14 protein-coding genes and 1 pseudogene are annotated in these 18,798 nt (G+C 69.5%); 3 read left to right on the forward strand and 12 right to left on the reverse strand.

Annotated elements, in window-relative coordinates; translation table 11 throughout:
* The first annotated feature begins 23 nt into the window (after window positions 1–23).
* Window positions 24–638, forward strand: a complete 615-nt coding sequence (locus ACGLYG10_RS08690) for a hypothetical protein (RefSeq protein WP_139240925.1) — start codon at window positions 24–26, stop codon at window positions 636–638.
* A gap of 137 nt (window positions 639–775) precedes the next feature.
* Here ACGLYG10_RS08690 and gltX read toward each other — a convergent pair whose 3' ends face one another.
* Entirely contained in the window at window positions 776–2,350 is a 1,575-nt protein-coding gene (gene gltX, locus ACGLYG10_RS08695; RefSeq protein WP_073330649.1) for a glutamate--tRNA ligase, read from the reverse strand.
* 166 nt (window positions 2,351–2,516) lie between these two features.
* On the opposite strand from gltX, the gene ACGLYG10_RS08700 reads away from it, so the two are divergent.
* The gene (locus tag ACGLYG10_RS08700; protein ID WP_073330651.1) at window positions 2,517–3,773 is read left to right on the forward strand and encodes a MalY/PatB family protein; all 1,257 of its coding nucleotides are present in this window, start codon (window positions 2,517–2,519) and stop codon (window positions 3,771–3,773) included.
* A 15-nt stretch (window positions 3,774–3,788) separates the two neighbouring features.
* Here the strand turns inward: ACGLYG10_RS08700 and ACGLYG10_RS08705 are convergent, their stop codons facing one another.
* From ACGLYG10_RS08705 to ACGLYG10_RS08730, 6 genes are all read right to left on the reverse strand, one after another.
* Entirely contained in the window at window positions 3,789–4,616 is an 828-nt protein-coding gene (locus tag ACGLYG10_RS08705) for a fumarylacetoacetate hydrolase family protein (RefSeq protein ID WP_073330654.1), read from the reverse strand.
* Window positions 4,617–4,747: 131 nt separating this feature from the next.
* Window positions 4,748–6,265: an alanine/glycine:cation symporter family protein gene (locus ACGLYG10_RS08710; protein WP_073330657.1), complete on the reverse strand. Its 1,518-nt coding sequence runs from the start codon at window positions 6,263–6,265 to the stop codon at window positions 4,748–4,750.
* Between the two features lie 138 nt (window positions 6,266–6,403).
* Window positions 6,404–7,915, reverse strand: coding sequence for an alanine/glycine:cation symporter family protein (locus ACGLYG10_RS08715; RefSeq protein WP_073330660.1), 1,512 nt, complete (start codon window positions 7,913–7,915; stop codon window positions 6,404–6,406).
* A gap of 3 nt (window positions 7,916–7,918) precedes the next feature.
* A complete protein-coding gene (locus ACGLYG10_RS08720; RefSeq protein WP_073331353.1) occupies window positions 7,919–9,409 on the reverse strand; it encodes an alanine/glycine:cation symporter family protein in 1,491 nt (496 codons plus the stop codon).
* A 70-nt stretch (window positions 9,410–9,479) separates the two neighbouring features.
* Entirely contained in the window at window positions 9,480–10,940 is a 1,461-nt protein-coding gene (locus ACGLYG10_RS08725) for an alanine/glycine:cation symporter family protein (RefSeq protein WP_073330663.1), read from the reverse strand.
* Between the two features lie 192 nt (window positions 10,941–11,132).
* Window positions 11,133–12,257 carry a DUF4241 domain-containing protein gene (locus tag ACGLYG10_RS08730; protein WP_073330666.1) on the reverse strand — a complete coding sequence of 375 codons (1,125 nt, stop codon included), beginning with the start codon at window positions 12,255–12,257 and terminating at the stop codon, window positions 11,133–11,135.
* 226 nt (window positions 12,258–12,483) lie between these two features.
* Between ACGLYG10_RS08730 and ACGLYG10_RS08735 the strand changes: the two are divergent.
* Window positions 12,484–15,142: pseudogene (locus ACGLYG10_RS08735) on the forward strand (DEAD/DEAH box helicase).
* A gap of 31 nt (window positions 15,143–15,173) precedes the next feature.
* Here ACGLYG10_RS08735 and ACGLYG10_RS08740 read toward each other — a convergent pair.
* The 5 genes from ACGLYG10_RS08740 to ACGLYG10_RS08765 form a co-directional block, all read right to left on the reverse strand.
* Window positions 15,174–15,689, reverse strand: coding sequence for a GNAT family N-acetyltransferase (locus tag ACGLYG10_RS08740; RefSeq protein ID WP_073330669.1), 516 nt, complete (start codon window positions 15,687–15,689; stop codon window positions 15,174–15,176).
* Between the two features lie 501 nt (window positions 15,690–16,190).
* The gene (locus ACGLYG10_RS08750) at window positions 16,191–16,574 is read right to left on the reverse strand and encodes a YccF domain-containing protein (RefSeq protein WP_073330672.1); all 384 of its coding nucleotides are present in this window, start codon (window positions 16,572–16,574) and stop codon (window positions 16,191–16,193) included.
* Window positions 16,575–16,674: 100 nt separating this feature from the next.
* Complete coding sequence (locus tag ACGLYG10_RS16375; RefSeq protein ID WP_199912493.1) at window positions 16,675–16,935, reverse strand: hypothetical protein; 261 nt, start codon at window positions 16,933–16,935, stop codon at window positions 16,675–16,677.
* A 155-nt stretch (window positions 16,936–17,090) separates the two neighbouring features.
* Complete coding sequence (locus tag ACGLYG10_RS08760; protein ID WP_073330678.1) at window positions 17,091–17,729, reverse strand: hypothetical protein; 639 nt, start codon at window positions 17,727–17,729, stop codon at window positions 17,091–17,093.
* Between the two features lie 126 nt (window positions 17,730–17,855).
* A complete protein-coding gene (locus ACGLYG10_RS08765; RefSeq protein WP_073330681.1) occupies window positions 17,856–18,776 on the reverse strand; it encodes an ATP-grasp domain-containing protein in 921 nt (306 codons plus the stop codon).
* Window positions 18,777–18,798: the final 22 nt, after the last annotated feature.

The following is an 18,798-nucleotide window of genomic DNA, read 5'->3' on the forward strand; positions in this document are numbered from 1 at the left end:
AGATCCCGAGCGAGCAATTGGTCATGATCCAGGGCATCATGGTGACCGACCTCATGCGCACCGCGGTCGACTGTGCTTTCGATCTGCCGGCGTGCCAATCCATCACCATCGTGGACTCGGCCATGCGCGCCCTGGTCCGTCCGGATCGTCGCGACCCTGCTGGATCGCAGCATCGCTGGCAGGAGGTTCGCAACAGGTTTCTGCAGGCGGTGGAGGAACAGGCCGGTCGGAAGGGCGCCGTCCGTGCGCGGGCGGTCGCCCGAATCGCCAGCCCCTTCTCGGAGTCCCCAGGTGAGAGCGTGGTGCGCTGGCAGGTCGAGGCCCTCGGGCTACCCTCCGCGGCGCTACAGCAGCGGGTCGACATTCCTAGCCAGGGGCGCCACTTCTTCCTCGATCTCGCCTGGCCTGCGCTGCGGATCGCCGCGGAGTACGACGGCCGCGAAAAATACACCGTTACGGGGACGACCTGGGATGAAAAGGTCCGCCAGGATCTCATCCAGGAGTCATCCGGTTGGACCTTCAAACGGTTCACCGCCGAACACCTGCGCGACGCGGCCCGACTCTGTCAGGACGTCCTGAGCATGTTCCCGCCCGCCGTCGCCGCCAATGCCCGACGACGCCGGGGACTATGGGACTGAAGAGCCTGCAAGTACACGCGTTCACGTCGCGTACACGAGTTTTAGAGGTTTGCGGGCGCTGCGCACGTGCAAACCTCTAAAACTCGTGTCAACGCCAAGAACTCGTGTACGTGCGGGCTCCGCGGGTTCCAGCCCAGTCAGCCCAGGCGGGCACGCAGGGCGCGCAGGCGCGCCAGGGAGGACTCCGCCCCCAGGATCTCCATGGACTCAAACAGCGGCGGGGAGACCTGCCGGCCGGTGACGGCCACGCGCAGCGGCCCGAAGGCCAGACGCGGCTTGATCCCCATGCCGTCAACGATGGCGGCACGCAGGGCCTGCTCCAGCACCTCGGTGCGCCACGGCCCGGGCAGCGTCTCGAGCGTGGCGATGGCGGTGTCCAGCACCTGCGGGGCCGAGTCCTTCAGCCGGGACACGGCCCGCTCCTCGAGCTCCAGGTCGGCGTCGTCAACCAGCAGGAAGCCGAGCATGTCGCGGGACTCGCGCAGCAGCTGGATACGGGTCTGGATCAGTGGGGCCGCCGCGGTGAGGATCTCCTGCTCGCGCTGCGTCAACTCGGCGAAGGAAGTGGCGCTGACCAGGGGACGGGCCGTCCAGTCGGGATCGGCCGGGTCGGGGTAGACATCCGCCAGGTAGGGCACCAGCCGGTTGCGGAAGTCCTCGCCCTCCAGACGGCGCAGGTGCTCGGCGTTGATGGCCTCACACTTCTTCGGATCGAAGCGCGCCGGGTTGGGGTTGACGTCGCGGATGTCGAAGGCCGCCACCAACTGGTCGGGGGTGAACACGTCCTCGTCCTTTGACAGGGACCAGCCCAGCAGGGCCAGGTAGTTGAGCAGCCCCTCCGGTGCCATGCCGCGGAAGCGGTGAATGAGCAGGTTCGACTCCGGGTCGCGCTTGGACAGTTTCTTGTTCCCCTCCCCCATCACGTAGGGCAGGTGGGCGAACTCGGGTACCCGCTGCGCGCGCCCGATCGCCATCAGGGCGCGATACAGGACCACCTGGCGGGGCGTGGAGGACAGCAGGTCCTCCCCGCGCAGCACGTGGGTGATGCCCATGGCGGCGTCATCAACGGGGTTGACGAGCGTGTACAGCGGGTCGCCGCCGGCACGCACCACCACGTAGTCGGGCACGGAGCCCGCCTTGAAGGTGACCGGGCCGCGCACCAGGTCGTTGAAGGTGATGTCCTCGTCCGGCATCCGCATGCGCAGCACGGGCCGGCGCCCCTCGGCGCGGAAGGCCGCCTTCTGCGCCTCGGTCAGGTCGCGGTCATAGCCGTCGTAGCCGAGCTTGGGGTCCTCGCCGTTGGCGCGGTGGCGCGCCTCAATCTCGGCGGGTGTGGAGAAGGACTCGTACAGGTAGCCGGCCTGCAGGAGCTCGTCGGCGACCTGCCGGTACAGCTCGGTGCGCTGAGACTGGCGGTAGGGGGCGTGCGGGCCACCCTTGGCCACTCCCTCGTCCCAGTCCAGGCCGAGCCAGCGCAGCGAGTCGAGGATCGCCTCGAAGGACTCCTCGGAGTCGCGGGCGGCGTCGGTGTCCTCGATGCGCAGCACGAAGGTGCCGCCGGTGTGCCGCGCGTACGCCCAGTTGAACAGGCAGGTGCGCACCATCCCGACGTGGGGCGTGCCCGTGGGCGAGGGGCAGAAGCGGACGCGGATCGGTGAGGATCCGGGGGCGGGCGGGGTGAAGGCGGGGGCCTTGGCGGTGTCGTCACTCATGATGGGCCAACCCTAGCCGCCCGCGCGCCCGGCTCCCACACGCGGCCGCCTACGGCGCTGCCGGCGATGGTTCACGCCACGCCCGGCTCGCACGCGCGCCCGCCGACGCCGCTGCTGCCACTGCCCGTCACACCACCGCAGCGGGCGGTCTTCATAGACTGCCCGCATGAGTACCGCCAGCCCTGCGCCCGACGCCGTCCCGCCCGTATTCAATGCCGCCGCCACCACGGCCGCCTTCGATGCCCTGACGCCCGAGGTGATGCGGCGGCGCGGCTCACTGAAGTGGACCATGTACCCCGGTGACGTGATCGGCGCCTGGGTGGCGGAGATGGACCTGGGCACGGCGCCCTCGGTTACCGCCGTCCTCCAGCGCGCGGTGACGGACGGCTCCTACGGCTACCTGCCCCCGCAGGTTGCCGAGTCCGTCCGTGAGGAAACAGCCCGCATCCAGGGTGAGGCCTTCGGCTGGCGGGTGGATGCGCAGGACGTGAGCCTGCTGCCGGACGTGCTGTCCGCCCTGGGCGCGGTGATCGCCCACCACACCCGACCGGGCAGCGCCGTGATCGTGCCGACCCCGGCCTACATGCCCTTCCTTTCCTACCCTGGCCTGTACGGACGCGAATGCGTGCAGGTGCCGTCCCTGCGCACCGCGGCCGCCGACGCCGCCGCGGGCACGACCTGGGCGCTGGACCTGGACGGTATCGAGGCGGCGATGGCCGCCGGCGCCGGCCTGCTGGTGCTGTGCAACCCCTGGAACCCGGTGGGGCGGGTGCTGTCGCCCGCCGAGCTGGACGCCGTCGCCGCGCTGTCCGCCCGCTACCGGGTGCCGGTCTTCGCCGATGAGATCCACAACTCGCTGATCCTGGACCCGCAGGCCGTGCACGTCCCCTACGCCTCACGCCCGGGCACCGACCCGGACTTGACCTTCACCGCCACCGCCGCCTCCAAGGGCTGGAACACGCCCGGCCTCAAGTGCGCGCAGCTGATCGCCTCCGCCGGAGCCCGACGGGCCTGGAATGACAGCCCCCTGTCCAAGCACCTGGCCAATGAGGCGTCGCTGCTCGGCGCGCAGGCGACCGTGGCCGCACTGCGCGACGGGCAGGAGTGGAACGCCTGCGCGCGCGGATACATCCGCGACAATGGGCGGCTGGTGGCCGAGACACTCGCCGAGGTTGACGGCCTCGAGCTCACGGTCCCGTCCGGCACCTACCTGGCCTGGCTGGACTGCTCCGGCCTGGAGCTGCCCGACGGCGTGACCCCGGCCGACTACTTCCGCCGCGAGCCGGGGGTCGTCATGAACGACGGGGCCGCCTTCGGGGCCGGCTACGAGTCGTTCTGCCGGCTCAACCTGGCCACCGGGCGCGGAATCATGCGGCAGGCGCTCCAGCGCCTGGTCGACGCCGTCGCCCGCCTGCGCTCCTGAGGCGGGACGCCCGCTTCAGCGCCGCACGACCGGGTTGCCGAAGGAGCCGATTCCCTCGACCTCGACCTCGACCCGCTGGCCGGCGTGGATCTCACCGACGCCGGCGGGCGTGCCCGTGAGTACGACGTCGCCGGGAAGCAGCGTGAAAATGCGCGAGACGTAGGCGATCAGTTCGGGAACCGAATGGATCATGTCGGCGGTGTTGCCCTCCTGCACGACCCGCCCATCCACGCGGGCACGCACCACGGCGTCGGCGGGGTCGAAGGCGGAGCGTTCGCCCGCGGGCTCCGGAATCTCGATCCAGGGCCCGAGCGGGCAGGAGGTGTCGAATGCCTTGGCTCGTGTCCAGGTGCTGTCCTGGCGCTGGCAGTCGCGGGCGGAGACGTCGTTGGCGACCGTGTAGCCGAGCACCGCGGCGGCGGCATCGCGCGGGGAGGCGTCCTTGACGACCGTCTTGATGACCACGGCGAGCTCGGCCTCGTAATGGACCTCGCGCGACCAGTCGGGCAGCACGATGGGCATGTCCGGGCCGATGACGGCCGTGTTGGGCTTGAGAAAGACGATCGGGTCGGCCGGGGCCTCCCCGCCCATTTCGGCGGCATGGGCCGCGTAGTTCTTGCCTATGCCCACCACCTTGGAGCGTGGGATCACCGGGGAGACCAGGCGCGCCTCGTTCAGGGGCACCACCTCGCCGGTCGCCTCGGGGACAGTGTACAGCGGGTCGCCCTTGAGCACCAGCAGGCGGCCGGCGGACTCGCCCGAGGGGGCCGCCTCATCGGTGGGCAGGCCGTCAACAATGCCGTAGCGGAGCTCGTCTCCCGTGGAAAAGCGTGCGATCTTCATGGCATGACCCTAGATGATTGACGCCGCGCGGGCGGACGAGCACCGTCGCGCCGCGCGGGCGGACGAGTGCGGCGGTACCGCACGGGCCCGCGAGCACCGTCGCGCCGCGCGGGCCGGCCGAATCCGCCCGCCTATTCGGCAGAGACTTCGACCGCGTCCAGGTCGCGCTGGACCGCGGACTCCTCGGTCCAGATGTCGCCCGGCAGCTCCGCGGGCAGGAAGGGGTTGTCGGTGGCCACGAAGTAGATCTTGTCCCGCAGCCCGGCCTGCAGCTCCGCCTGCTGCTGCTCCCAGTCGCGCAGCGCCCCGAAGGCCCACTTGCCCAGGCTGAGGACCGCAATGATGTTGATGATCGCCATCAGTCCCATGACGACGTCGGACAGGTTCCACACGAAGGTCAGCGAGGCGACCGCACCCAGTGCAGCGGCGACCACAATCATGGCGCGCACCCCGTAGTGGCGGCGCCCCATGCCACGTAGGAAGTCCATGTTGACCTCCGCGTAGGCGTAGTTGCCCAGCAGCGAGGAGTAGGCGAAGACGAACACCACCACGGCCATGAGGTACTGGGCCCAGGGGCCGAGCACATTGCTGACGGAGTTGACGGTCAGCGTGCCGGCGGCGTCAACGTCGGCGGTGGCCGGGTCGTAGACGCCCGACAGCAGGATGATCAGCGCGGTGGCGGTGCAAACCACGATGGTGTCCACGAACACGCCCATGGACTGGATGAAGCCCTGCTGCACCGGGTGGTGCACCGTGGCGGTGGCGGCCGCGTTCGGCACAGAGCCCTCACCGGCCTCGTTGGAGAACAGGCCGCGCTTAATGCCGTTCAGGGCCGCCGCCATGAAGCCGCCGCTGAGCCCCCAGAATGCCTGGTTCGCCCCGAAGGCGCCCTCGAACACGGACAGCAGGGCGCCCGGAATGGCGCCGGCGTTCAGCACCAGGATCACTACGGCGATGATCACGTAGATCAGAGCCATGAGCGGGGCCAACCACTCGGTGATGGCGGCAACCCGCTTGATGCCCTTGAAGACGACGGGCGTCGTGATCAGCACCAGCACGATGGCGGTGACCCAGGGCTCGATGTTGAAGGTGCCCTTGAGCACGTTGGAGATCGCGTTGGCCTGAGTGGCCTCGTAGGCGAAGCCGAACACGAAGGTGATCACCACGGCGAAGATGCTCGCCCAGGTCTTGGAGCCCAGGCCCTTGTGGATGTAGTAGGCGGGGCCACCGCGGAAGGTGCCATCGGGGTGAGCGACCTTGAACAGCTGGGCGAGGGTGGACTCCACGAATCCGGTCGCCATGCCCACCAGGGCCACCAACCACATCCAAAACACGGCGCCCGGCCCGCCCATGGTGATGGCGATGGCCACGCCGACGATGTTGCCGGTGCCCACGCGGGATGCCAGCCCCACGGTGAAGGCCTGGAAGGAGGACATGCCCTCGCCGACGGCGCCGCGGGAGGAGGTGATGGTTCGCAGCATCTGCCCGAACAGTCGCAGCTGCAGCGCGCGCGTGCGCCAGGTGAAGTACAGGCCGGCGGCGATCAGCAGCCAGGCCAGCAGGTCGCCGTAGAGATGATCGGAGATGTTCTCCAGTACCTTGGCGGGGCCGTCGAAGAAGCCGGCGGTCGGCAGAACGGTGGGATTCATGGGTCTCCGGACGTAGTCGGGATGCGCCGGCGGGAGGGCGCGGGGGCTGGTCGCGCGGACCGCCCCTTGACGGTTTGAGCCGTCCCGGAACCGCAGGCGCCGAAGCCTGCGGATGAGGCGGAACGGTCCTCACTGTATTTAGTTCACGGCGTCATCCGCCTGTAATGTTGGCGATCTCACGGCGTCGTCATCCCATACGTCACCGGGCAGCGGCCTGGGCAGGTAGGGGTTGTCGACGGCGACGAAGCGGACGTCCGCGGCGCTCTGCACCCCGGCGACGACCCGGGCGCGCTGGTCCTCCCAGTCGCGCAGCACGCCGACCGCCCACGGGGTCAGCGCCACCAGGGCGATCAGGTTCAGGACGGCGCCGATGCCGAGCAGCACGTCCGCCAGCGTCCACACGGTGGTCAGGGCGATCCCACCGCCGATGAAGGCGCAGGCGACGGCGGCCGCGCGCAGCGCCGTCGTCACCCAGGGCGTGCGGGTGAGGTAGTCCAGGCACACCTCCGCGTAGGAGAAGGCGCCCAGGATGGTGGAGTAGGCGAGCACGAACACCAGCAGCGTCATCGGCCAGCTGGTCCAGTCCCCCAGCGTGGCCCCGATCGCGGTCTGGGTCAGGGTGCCGGAGACGTTTGGATCTTTGAGGCCGGTGACGCCGGGAGTGTATACGGCGCCGTCGGAACGGCCCGCGATCAGGATGGCCAGGGCGGTGGCGGTGCACACGAACAGGGTGTCCACCAGCACGCCGAAGACCTGCACGAAGCCCTGCTGAGCCGGGTGGGCGACCGTCGCCGAGCCGGCGGCGCAGGCCGCCCCGCCCAGGCCGGCCTCGTTGGAGAACAGGCCGCGGCGCACGCCGTTGAGCAGTGCCGCGGTGATGCCGCCGGCGGTGCCGGCCAGGCCGGCACGCAGGTTGAAGGCGGCGGCGAAGATGTCGCCTATCGCCTCGGCGGCCTGCAGCGGGTGGGTGACGATGATGACCAGCACCAGCAGCAGGTACAGGGCCGCCATGATCGGGGCCAGCCACTCGGTCACCCGTACCACCGAGCGCAGCCCGCCCAGCAGCACGGGGGCGACCAGCACGGTGACGATGGCCGCGCCCCACCAGGGGTTGAGGCCGGTGGAGGCGCCCAGCGCCGCGGTCATGGCGTTGGCCTGCACCATGGGCATGGCCAGGCCGTTGGCCACCATGAAGACGACGGCGAACACGCCGCCGAGCACCGGCAGGCGCATGCCGCGGGCCATGTAGTAGGCGGGGCCGCCCCGGTAGGTGCCGTCGCCGCGGCGCACCTTGAACAGCTGCCCCAGGGAGGCCTCCACGAAGGCGGTGGCGGTGCCGAGCAGGGCCACCACCCACATCCAGAACACGGCCCCGGGACCGCCCAGGACCAGGGCGAGTGCGACGCCGACGATGTTGCCGGTGCCCACGCGGCAGGCGAGCCCCACGGCGAAGGCCTGGAAGGAGGAGATGCCGCCGCGAGCGCCGGACCGGGAGCCGGCCACCGAGCGCATCATGGAGCCGAGGTGCCGCAGTTGCAGGCCGCGGGTGCGGATGGTGAACCAGGCGCCCGCGCCCAGCAGCAGCCAGATCAGGATCGTGCCGAACAGCAGATTGGAGGCGCCGGTGAGTAGTTCGTTCAGGGTGTCCATGGGTCAGTTCCCCGTCAGTCGGGCGTCGTCGACGGCGTCGAGCCGGCCGTCGACGGTGGCGATGGGATCCTCCCACACGCCGGGCAGGGTGTCCCCCGGCATCAGCGGGTTGCCGTGGCCGACGAACACCGGGATGACGCCGACGGCGCGCTGGGCCTCGTAGTCGCGCAGGGCGCCGCGCACCCACGGGAACAGGCGCACGATCACCACCAGGTTGATCACGCCCAGCAGGCCCAGGGCGATGTCGGTCAGGGCCCACACGATCGGCAGGGTCAGGACGGTGCCGGCAAAGGCGGCGGCGGTGAGCAGAATGCCGAAGGCCTGCTCGGCGCGCCGCTCGCCGCCCAGGTAGTTGACGTTGACCTGGGAGTAGGAGTAGCAGCCGAGCACGGTGGAGAAGACCAGCACGAAGATCAGCACCACGATCGGCCAGGTGGTCCACTGCCCCAGGTGCTCGGCGACGGCCTGCTGGGTGAGGACGGCGCCGACGAGTCCCTCGTTGCCGGGCTGGTAGGTGTCGGTGGCCAGCAGGATCAGCAGGCCGGTGGCGGTGCACACCAGGCCGGTGTCCACGAACACGCCGAAGGACTGGATCAGGCCCTGGCGGACGGGGTGGCTGGTGGTGGCGGTGCCGGCGGCGTTGGGGACGGTACCCAGGCCGGCCTCGTTGGAGAACAGGCCGCGGCGCACGCCGTTGAGAACGGCCGCAAGCATGCCGCCCGCGGTGCCGAACAGGGCCTGGTCCCGGCCGAAGGCGCCGCGGAAGATCTCCCAGAAGACCGTGGGAATCTCACCGAGGTTCATCAGGATCACCACGATGGTGACCAGCACGTAGGCCAGGGCCATCAGGGGTGCAACGACCTCGGTAACGCGGGCCACGGACTTCAGCCCGCCGAGCACCACCGGACCGGTCAGCAGCACCAGGGCCACGCCGACCATCCAGGGCTCAACCGTGGACACGGTGGCGTTGACGACGCCGGCCAGGGAGTTGGTCTGCACCATCACCACCGTGACCCCGACGCTGACGATGCACATGGCGGCGAAGATGGCGCCCCAGGTCTTGGAGCCGAGTCCGTTCTTGATGTAGTAGGCGGGCCCGCCGCGGAAGGTGAAGTCGCGGCCGCGCTCCTTGAAGATCTGGGCCAGGGTTGACTCGGTGAAGCTGGTGGCCATGCCGATCAGGGCGACCACCCACATCCAGAACAGGGCGCCGGGGCCGCCGGCGACGACGGCGAGCGCCACCCCGGCGATGTTGCCGATCCCGACGCGGGCGGCCAGGCCGACGGCGAAGGCCTGGAAGGAGGAGATGCCGCCCTGGGCGCCGGACCGGGAGGAGGCCACGGCCCGCAGCATGGAGCCGAAATGCCGCAGCTGCACGGCGCGGGTGCGGATGGTGACGTAGATGCCGACGGCGATCAGCAGGGCGGCCAGGAAGTAGGTGTAGAAGATGTCGTCTACCTGGTTGAGGGTGTTCTCCAGGTTCGCGAGGCTCATGGCGGGTTGAGACATCGGGGCTCCTTGCGGGTGGGGCTCTAGGGGGCGGTGGCTGGGTGGCGGTAGGCGGTCAGTTCCAAACGTCGCCGGGCACGTCGGCCGGCAGGTGGGGGTTGTCGTGTCCAACGAAGACGGGCTCTTCAACCCCGGCGCGGCGCTGGGCCTCCCAGTCGCGCAGGGCGCCCACCCCCCACTTGGACAGCAGGATCAGGGCGACGAGGTTGGTCACGGTCATCACGGCCATGGCGATGTCGACGGCGTTCCAGACGACGTCGAGCGACAGCACGGCGCCGGCGGTGGCGGAGACGACTGAGACCACGCGCACCGTCCAGGTGGCCCAGGTCTTGCCGCCGGTCAGGAAGGACATGTTGGTGTCGGAGTACACGTAGGCGGCGATGATCGACGAGTAGGCGAGTACGAAGATCAGGACCGCGATGGGCAGGATGGTCCAGCCGCCCAACTCGTGGGAGACGGCCATGATCGTCAGGGTGGAGGGGTTGGCGCCGTTGGCGCCCCAGACCTCGGGTCCGGCGATGAGGATGACGAAGGCGGTGGCGGTGCACACCACGATCGTGTCGATGAACACGCCCAGGGACTGGATCAGGCCCTGCTGCACCGGGTGGGCGACGGTGGCGGTGGCGGCCGCGTTCGGGGCGGTGCCCTGGCCGGCCTCGTTGGAGAACAGGCCGCGCTTGGTGCCGTTGACGACGGCGGCGAGGATGCCGCCGCCCAGGCCACCGACCAGCGGCTGGGGGGCGAAGGCGGAGGAGATGATCAGGCCGAGCACCTCCACGAAGCGGCCCAGGTGCATCAGGCAGATGATGAACACCAGGACGATGTAGATGCCCGCCATGATCGGGGCCATCCACTCGGTCACGCGGGCGACGGTGCGGATGCCGCCGAAGATCACCATGGCGGTGAACACGAAGACCAGGGCGGCGATGACCAGCTGGGCGGCGGAGAAGCCGCCGAAGCCCTCGATGGCGGAGCCGTCGTCGCCGATCGCGCCTAGAAGCGTGCCGGCCACGGCGTTGGACTGCACGGAGGTGATGATGAAGCCGCAGGTGACCAGGGTGATGACGGCGTAGACGCCGGCCAACGCGGGGCTGCCCACGCCGGATCGCATGTAGTAGGCGGGACCGCCGCGGAAGGAACCGTCGTCGGCGCGGACCTTGAAGATCTGGGCGAGGGTGGCCTCGAAGAAGGCGGTGGCCATGCCCACCAGGGCCACCACCCACATCCAGAACACGGCGCCGGGCCCGCCCATGAGCAGGGCGGCGGCCACGCCGAAGATGTTGCCCACCCCCACGCGCGCGGCCAGGGAGATGGCGAAGGCCTGGAAGGAGGAGATGCCGCCGTGAGCGCCGGCGCGCGAGGAGCTCACCGCCCGGAACATGTTGGGCAGGTGGCGCACCTGGACGGCGCGGGTGCGGATCGTCAGGAACAGGCCGGTGCCGACCAGCACCCACATGGTGATGTGGGCGGTGATCCAGTCGGCGATCGAAAGCAGACTGTCGGCGAGAGCTTCCATGGGCTTGCGACCTTCCGCGTGGGGAGACGGGAACGCGCGGCATCATCGCACAAACCCCGCCGCGACCCGACATCCGTCCACATGTTCATACGCCGTCGGCATTGCCAGGGTGGTCGAGCCGTCGACTTGGGACTCAGGGCTGCGACTGTGCGAGCGGCGGCGCCACCGCCTCCCGGACGACTCCGTAGTCGATCATGAGCTGCACCGGACGATCATCGCGGTCGAACCCCAGTAGACGGCGTAGGTGCCGTCCCCCCATCCGGAGCTCGTCATGACCCCGATGGGCCCGGCGCCATAGTCGAACATCGTCATATCCTCCCAACGGCGCTCCGGGAACGGATTCCAGGCATTCCACCACTGCCGCCGCGTCAGACGTATGTATGCGGCGGCGTCGACGATCGCGGCGGTGCCCGAGTCCACGCCCACAGCGGTCCCGCACCCTGGGAGGAGCGCGGCCGCACGCCAGTGCACGGCCTCGGCGTCGGCGAGCAGCACCCGGACGGCGGCGACTCGCTCGTAGGAGCCGGTGTCGGTCTCAATCGTCGCCAGCAGCGCCTGGGCGGTGGCATCCCCCGGCGGCACGCGCAACGCACACGCGTACATCATGTTCGCGCCCGAGCCGGCGTCGCCCACCGCGAACACGCCCGCGTGCGGAAAGCCCCCGATGGTCTGCACCCTGACCGCCAGTACCTGTGCCCGGCGCTGGGCCTCGGCGATCGCCTGCTGCCACAGGGGGCCTTCGATTTCATCCACCTGTTCCGCCAGCTCGAACGTGTCCACGGGCACGCGGGACCAGCCGTCGTGGAACAGTGCGCCGGGGTTGGGGCCGTCCGCGTCCGGGCTGAGACTAATGTCCTCATAGGGTGCCGTCCCGTCCGGCGCGTGCAGCCAGCTGTCGCGAAGCTCCTGCGGCACCAGGGGCTGGCCGGGATCCTCGTGGTACTCGTCGATCCTGTCTATCAGCCAGTCCCGCGAGTCGTTGCGCAGGACGACTTCAACAATGGGCCAGCCCCGGCCGCCGGTGCGCGCCACCCGCACCCGGGCCCAGTTCCCGTACTCCTCGGCCCGCTCCACCTTGCAGGTCTGTGGACTGTAGTCGCTTTCCGAGGAGAAACCGCGCACGCGCTTAACCCAGGACCGCTCGGTCCGGTGGGCCGCTTCGACGGCGTGCAAAGCCTGGCTCCAGGCGTCAAAGGGATCGGGTTCAGAGCGCTTCTCGCCGCCTTCCCTGCTCCGCTTGCGGGCTCCCCCGGGACCGGCGGAGTGCCGGCCGGCGGTCATCTCCTCGTCATCCGGCGGATAGAACAGCGGCTTCACCCGCGCGTGGGCGGCGGCATAATCCGCCAGAAATGCTTCTACTCGGCTGCGGGGTCCATATCCGGTCCAATCGTGTGGGTGATGGTGTCCTGCAAGCCTGCCACATCCGTATCCGTCAGCCGGGAGACCGTCAAGGAGCGTCAACCGGGGCGGCCGTCCCGGAACCGGCGGGGCACCGTGAGACGATGGCCGCATGCCCGCCTCTACCGCGCCCGCGCTCAACGTCATGCTCGACGCCCTCATCCCCGCCGACGACCCGGAGCGCGTCCCGGAGCCAGAGGAGGTCTACCTGGCCTTCGCCGAGTGGGCGGAGTCCACCGGGCGGCCGCTGTACCCGCATCAGGATGAGGCCCTGAGCCAGATCCTGTCCGGTCGGCACGTCATCGCTGCCACCCCCACCGGCTCGGGCAAGTCGATGATCGCCCTGGCCGCGCACACCGCCTCCCTGGCGCGTGGCGGCCGCTCCTACTACACGGCCCCGCTAAAGGCGCTGGTCAGTGAGAAGTTCTTCGAGCTGGTGGGCCTGTTCGGGGCGGACAACGTCGGCATGGTCACCGGCGATACCTCAATCAATGCGGCCGCTCCCATCATCTGCTGCACGGCGGAGATCCTGGCCAACCAGTCCCTGCGCGAGGGCGAGGCGCTGGACGTGGACACGGTGGTGATGGACGAGTTCCATTATTACGCCGACCCGCAGCGCGGCTGGGCCTGGCAGGTGCCGCTGCTGGAGCTGCCGCAGGCGCAAATGGTGCTGATGTCGGCCACGCTCGGGGACGTGTCCTTCTTCGTACGGGACCTGCGCGAGCGCACGGGCCGGGAGGTCGCCGTCGTCGACGACGCCGTGCGGCCGGTGCCCTTGGAGTGGGAGTATGCGATTGAGCCGATCGGCGACCTGCTGCAGCGGCTGGTGGGGCAGGACAAGGCGCCCGTGTACTTGGTGCACTTCTCGCAGAAGGAGGCGGTGGAGCGGGCCTCCGCGCTGCTGAGTGTGGACCTTGGGGTGAAGAAGCGTAAGGAGGAGTTGGCGGCGGCCATCGGCGACTTCCGCTTCGGGCCCGGTTTCGGGCGCACCCTGTCGCGGCTGCTGCGCTCCGGCATCGGCGTGCACCACGCCGGCATGCTGCCCCGCTACCGGCGGCTGGTGGAGCGCCTGGCCCGTACCGGCCTGTTGTCGGTGATCTGCGGCACGGACACCCTGGGCGTGGGCATCAACGTGCCCATCCGCTCGGTGGTTTTGACCAGCCTGGTGAAGTTCGACGGCGCCAAGGAGCGGCACCTGACCGCCCGAGAGTTCCACCAGATCGCCGGGCGGGCCGGGCGCGCCGGCTTCGACACCCACGGGTATGTGATCGTGCAGGCGCCCGAGCACGTGATCGAGAACGCCCGCGCCCTGGCCAAGGCCGGCGACGACCCGCGCAAGCGCCGCCGGATCGTGCGCAAGCAGGCGCCCGAGGGTCGGGTCAACTGGACGGACAAGACCTTCGAGCGGCTGCGCGACGCCGCCCCGGAGACGCTGACCAGCCAGTTCCAGGTCACCACCACCATGGTGCTGAACCTGATGGAGCGCGACGGCGATCCGGTGCGGGCCATGGCGCAGCTGCTGGAGCGCGTGCACGAGCCGGAGGCGGCCCGACGCAGGCACGTGCGCCGGGCGATTGAGATCTACCTGTCCCTGCGCACCGCCGGGGTGCTGGAGCACGTCTCCTCCGCCCAGGCCGCCGCCGACGGCCGCCCCCCGGCTGCGCCTGGCCGTGGACCTGCCCGACGAGTTCGCCCTGAACCAGCCGCTGGCCCCGTTCGCGCTGGCGGCCATGGATCTGCTGAATCTGGACTCGCCCGAGCACACGCTCGACGTGGTCTCGGTGGTGGAGTCGACCCTGGACGATCCACGGCCGCTGCTGTACGCCCAGCAGCGGCAGGCCCGCGGCGAGGCGGTGGCCGCCATGAAGGCCGAGGGGATGGACTACGAGGAGCGCATGGCGGCCCTGGAGGACATCACCTGGCCACAGCCGCTGGCGGACCTGCTGGCTCCGGCGCTGGAGATGTATAAGCAGTCCAACCCGTGGGCGGCCGAGTACGAGCTGAGCCCGAAGTCGGTGGTGCGGGACATGGTGGAGAGCGCCATGACCTTCTCCGACCTGATCTCCCGCTACGACCTGGGCCGCAGCGAGGGGGTGGTGCTGCGCTATCTGACCGACGCCTACCGGGCGCTGCGGCAGGTGGTGCCCGAGGAGCACCGCACCGAGGAGGTGGAGCAACTGACCGACTGGCTGGGCGACCTGGTGCGCGCCGTGGACTCCTCCCTGTTGGACGAATGGGAGGCGCTGGGTGCCGCCCAGGCCGGTCACGCCCAGGAGGGCGCGGCGCTGTTGGAGCGGGAGGCCGCCGACGGGGCGGCCGGGGCCGAGCGGGCCTTCGGGGCCGACGCCGACGGCAGGCTGCCGTTCACCCGCAACCTGCACGCCTTCCGAGTGGCGGTGCGCCGGGAGATGTTCCGCCGCGTGGAGCTCATGGCGCGCGACGACGTCGAGGGGCTGGGACGGCTGGATGCCGCCTCCGGCTGGGGCGAGGACCGCTGGGATGAGGCGCTGGGCCGCTACTGGGACGAGTACGACTGGATCAGCACGGATACGCCTGCCCGGGCGGTGGCGCTGGCGCCCCTGGATGAGGCACCGGATGATGCGGCCCTGGCGGCGGCCGGGGTGTCGGAGCGGCTGCGCGAGGCGCTGGCCGGCTCGGGGCGGCGCGTGTGGTTGGCCACCCAGATCCTGGAGGACTCGGCGGGCGACCACGACTGGCGGCTGACAGCCCTGGTGGACCTGGCCGAATGCGACCAGGCCGATGCCGCCGTTGTGCACCTGCTGCGTGTCGGCCCGCAGAGCTGAGCGCCGCCGGCTGCCAGGCGGCACCGGACGCTCAGGAGGCCCTCCGCCGGCCGGCTCGGGTGAGCGGCTTGGTGAAGTGGACGAGTTGGTAGGAACCTGCGGTCGTTCTCCCAGCCTCGCGGTAGCCGAGCCGCTCGTAGAGTCGGATGTTGGCGGCGCTGTGCTCGCCGGTGAACAGCCGTATCTCACGCGCATCCGGGAAGACCGCCTCGGCATGGCGCAGCAGGAGGGTGCCCAGGCCCTGTCCCTGGCGGTCGGGAGCGACGATGAGGCGCCCGAGTTCAACCGCGTCGCCTTTGTGGCGCAGGCGCATGGCCGCGATGAGACGGCCGCGATCTCGGATACCGCGCGCCGTTACGGCGGGGTCGGAGAGCTCCTCCTGCAGCTCGGCCAGGGTCTGTGTCAGGGGCGGGAGACCGAAGTCGCTGTGTGCTGTGGCCTCGGTGATGTAGGCGGCCCGTTGCAATGTCAGGATTTCGCCCGCGTCCTGCAAGCCGAGTTCTATGACGGTCGGCGCGAGAAGACAAGGATTCGGCTGTCCGCCCATTCCCGCCCATCACGCACTTGCGCCTGCGGCGCCCGTCAGGAGCTGACCGGCGTCTCCGTCTCCACTCGGGTCTCCGACGGGTACGACGCCCTTTACGGTCTGCCCTTCTTCCTTACAGACTCGTGCGCCGGCCATTCCCTGTGGGTCGCCAATCGGGCTCATGCCGAGTACCTCATGGACTATCTGGCGGCGGACTTGCGCCGTAAACGTGACACAGACGTGGGCAGGGGCATGGAGCAGCGGCTCCCGGGGTGGATAGTCAGCCGCAAGCATCGCACAGCCGTGTTGCGCGGATTGCGCAGGCTCCGTGATCGCGCAGAAGCCCTCGAAGAGATCGAAGGCAGTCCCACCCGGTGCGAACCGCGCCGCCAGCCGGCGTGATCCCCACCTGAGAACTCCGGCCCGAGCGCCGAAGAGTCGGCTACTACTGGGTGTCCTCGGCGGACAAGGCTGCGGCGGGCAGGATCGCGCACCCGAGGCGACTACAACAGGCGGGGCGGCTCAGATGATGCCGCGGCCGGGCACGATCTGCTTGCCGAAGGGGAAGCAGGTCACCGGGATCATCTTCAGGTTGGCGACGGCCAGCGGGATGCCGACGATGGTGACGGCCTGCGCGGCCGCCGTGGTGATGTGCCCGATGGCGAGCCAGATCCCGGCGACAAGGAACCAAATGACGTTGGACAACCCGCTCATCACCCCGGCATGCGGCATCTCCACAACCTCCCGGCCGAAGGGCCACAGGGCGTAAGAGGCGATGCGGAAGGAGGCGATGCCGGCGGGGATCGTCACGATCAACAGGCACGCGATGATGCCGAAGAACATGTACTCCAGCCACAGCCAGAAACCGCCGAAAACCACCCAGATGATGTTGAGCAGTGTGCGCATGAGCCCATGTCTACCCGACGCAAACCGCCAGCGCCTCATCCTCACGCAGGAGACGACCCTGAGTCATCCCTGACCCGTGCCCGCCGGAACCCGTCCGGTGCTACCCCAGCAGCGCCGCGCCGATGATCCCGCATATGCCGGCCCATGTCAGGGAGGCGAGCGTGCCGATGATGAATCGTTCCGTCGACCCGGGGTTGTCCTTCAGATCCGCCCAGCGCCCAAGCCCCTTTACCGCAACGACCACGGCAATCAGCGTCGCATGCCCGGACAGGAGGGCACCCGTCGTCGCCAGGCGCTCAAGCACTCCGATCCAGGTGCCACCGCGAAGAACCGGGGACTCGGAGTCGTCTCTCGGAGACAAGACCGGCGCAGTCGAACCTGCGGGCGTAGGTTCCCGTGACGGCGGCAGCTCGGGCACGCGCGCCCAGCGCAAGACCAGTGCGACGATCCCCCAACCACCGAAAATGGAGAGAAGAAAACAGGAAAGGACTACAACCACACTCGCCAAGGCCTGAGTCATACGTCACCCGCCATATCTGCCGATGTCTCCAGCCCCATTGACAGCCGGTGCGCCCGGTCGAGGAGCCGCTCGATGGCCGGCACGGCAGCGACTTCCTCGTCGTAGTGCGATGAGACCCGATGCTTGGAGACGGCCTGGCCGCTTACCCCCAGCCGCTTCGCCGCGTCCTTGCCGCTGAGCCCGGCGTCAAGAAGGGCCAGGGCCGAGCGCTGAGCCCTGGTGCGGGAACCGATCAGCACGCCGAGAAGCCGCAGCACCGCCTCGACATCGGCCGTCGCCGTACGTGCCTCCCGATCGGCGGCACCGGTACGGACTGCGAGCGACACACGAGACGACTTGGATTCCTCCACGGCTTGCCGTGCGGCGATGAATGCTGCTCCGCCTCCCGAGCGCGACCCGTGCTCACCTAGCGCACCGGTACCGATCCCCAGACCGATGTGCCATCCGCCGGCCGCCAGGAGACGACGTGCACATGCAACGGCCGCGGCCGCGTCTTCGAGCACCCCCTGTGCCTCGTCTCCGACTGTCCGCTCGAAGGGAGCCAGTGCAGGAACGTCAGCGAGCAAGCGGATGAGGTCCGGGATTTCATCCGCGCCCGCTCGGCTCGCAACCTGGTCCACTGTGAGCACGTACATGCCTGCATGCTCCCATCAGCATCCCCAAAACACAACCATTTTCGGTTGATTCAACCTCAATCAACCCCACACAGTTGATTGCCGTCGGGCCATGGGCCGTGAGCCACCTGCGCGGCAGCCCCAGCCCTACCAGAAGACGCGCTGGGCGATGGCGTCGGCGAAGTTGTCCAGGGCGGCGGGCGCAGAACCGAGGTAGAGGCCGGCGTCGATGAGGGAGACCTCCATCAGGTAGAAGCCGCCCTGTCCGTCGCCGACGACGTCGACCCGGTTGAACAGCAGCTGAATGTCCCGACCCGAACGCTCCTTAATGATCGTGTGGATGGCCTTGCGGACCCGCTCGCCCCACAGCCATTCCTGCTCGCTGGGCTCGCGGGCGGTGACAATCTCCTCGTGCACTTCGTCCACGGAGCGGAAGGACGGGTGCAGCATGGGCGCCTTCTCCACCGCGTGTGACAGCACGCCGTTGAAGTACACCAGGGACACCTCGCCCTTGCGGTCGACCTCCTCCAGGTAGCGCTGCACCATGACGCTGCGGCCGCGACCGAGGTGGTGCATGGTGTCGTTGATGGCGTCGGCGCGGGACTTGGCGTCGGTGGCGGTGTAGCGGCCGGTGCCGCGACCGCCGGAGGAGATGGCGGGCTTGACCACGAAGTCGCCGTGCGCCGGGAAGCGGGTGTGGACCTGGTGCTTGGAGTAGCCGGCGTCCGGCTCCAGCCAGGTGGTGGGGATCATGGGGACACCCAGCTCGGCCATGCGCTTGAGGTAGTGCTTGTCCGAGTTCCAGTCGACGACGTCGGCGTGGTTGATCAGCCGCCTGATTGAGTGGGCCCAGGCGAGGAAGTCCGTGTAGTTGCGGTTCTTGGCGTAGTCACGCACGGAGCGCAGCACCACCACGCCGGCGTCGGCCCAGTTCACGCCGGGGTCGTTCCACACCGCGATCCGGGGCTCGATGCCGCGCTCGCGCAGCGCGTCGGGCAGCCCGCGGTCGTCTTCATCGAGGTCCGCGTAGTCGGCTGAGGTCGCAAGAGTCACGATCGGGGCGTTCACGTGTCTACGGTACCGCCCGCCG

Source organism: Actinomyces glycerinitolerans (assembly GCF_900098745.1).
Lineage (GTDB): Bacteria > Actinomycetota > Actinomycetes > Actinomycetales > Actinomycetaceae > Actinomyces > Actinomyces glycerinitolerans.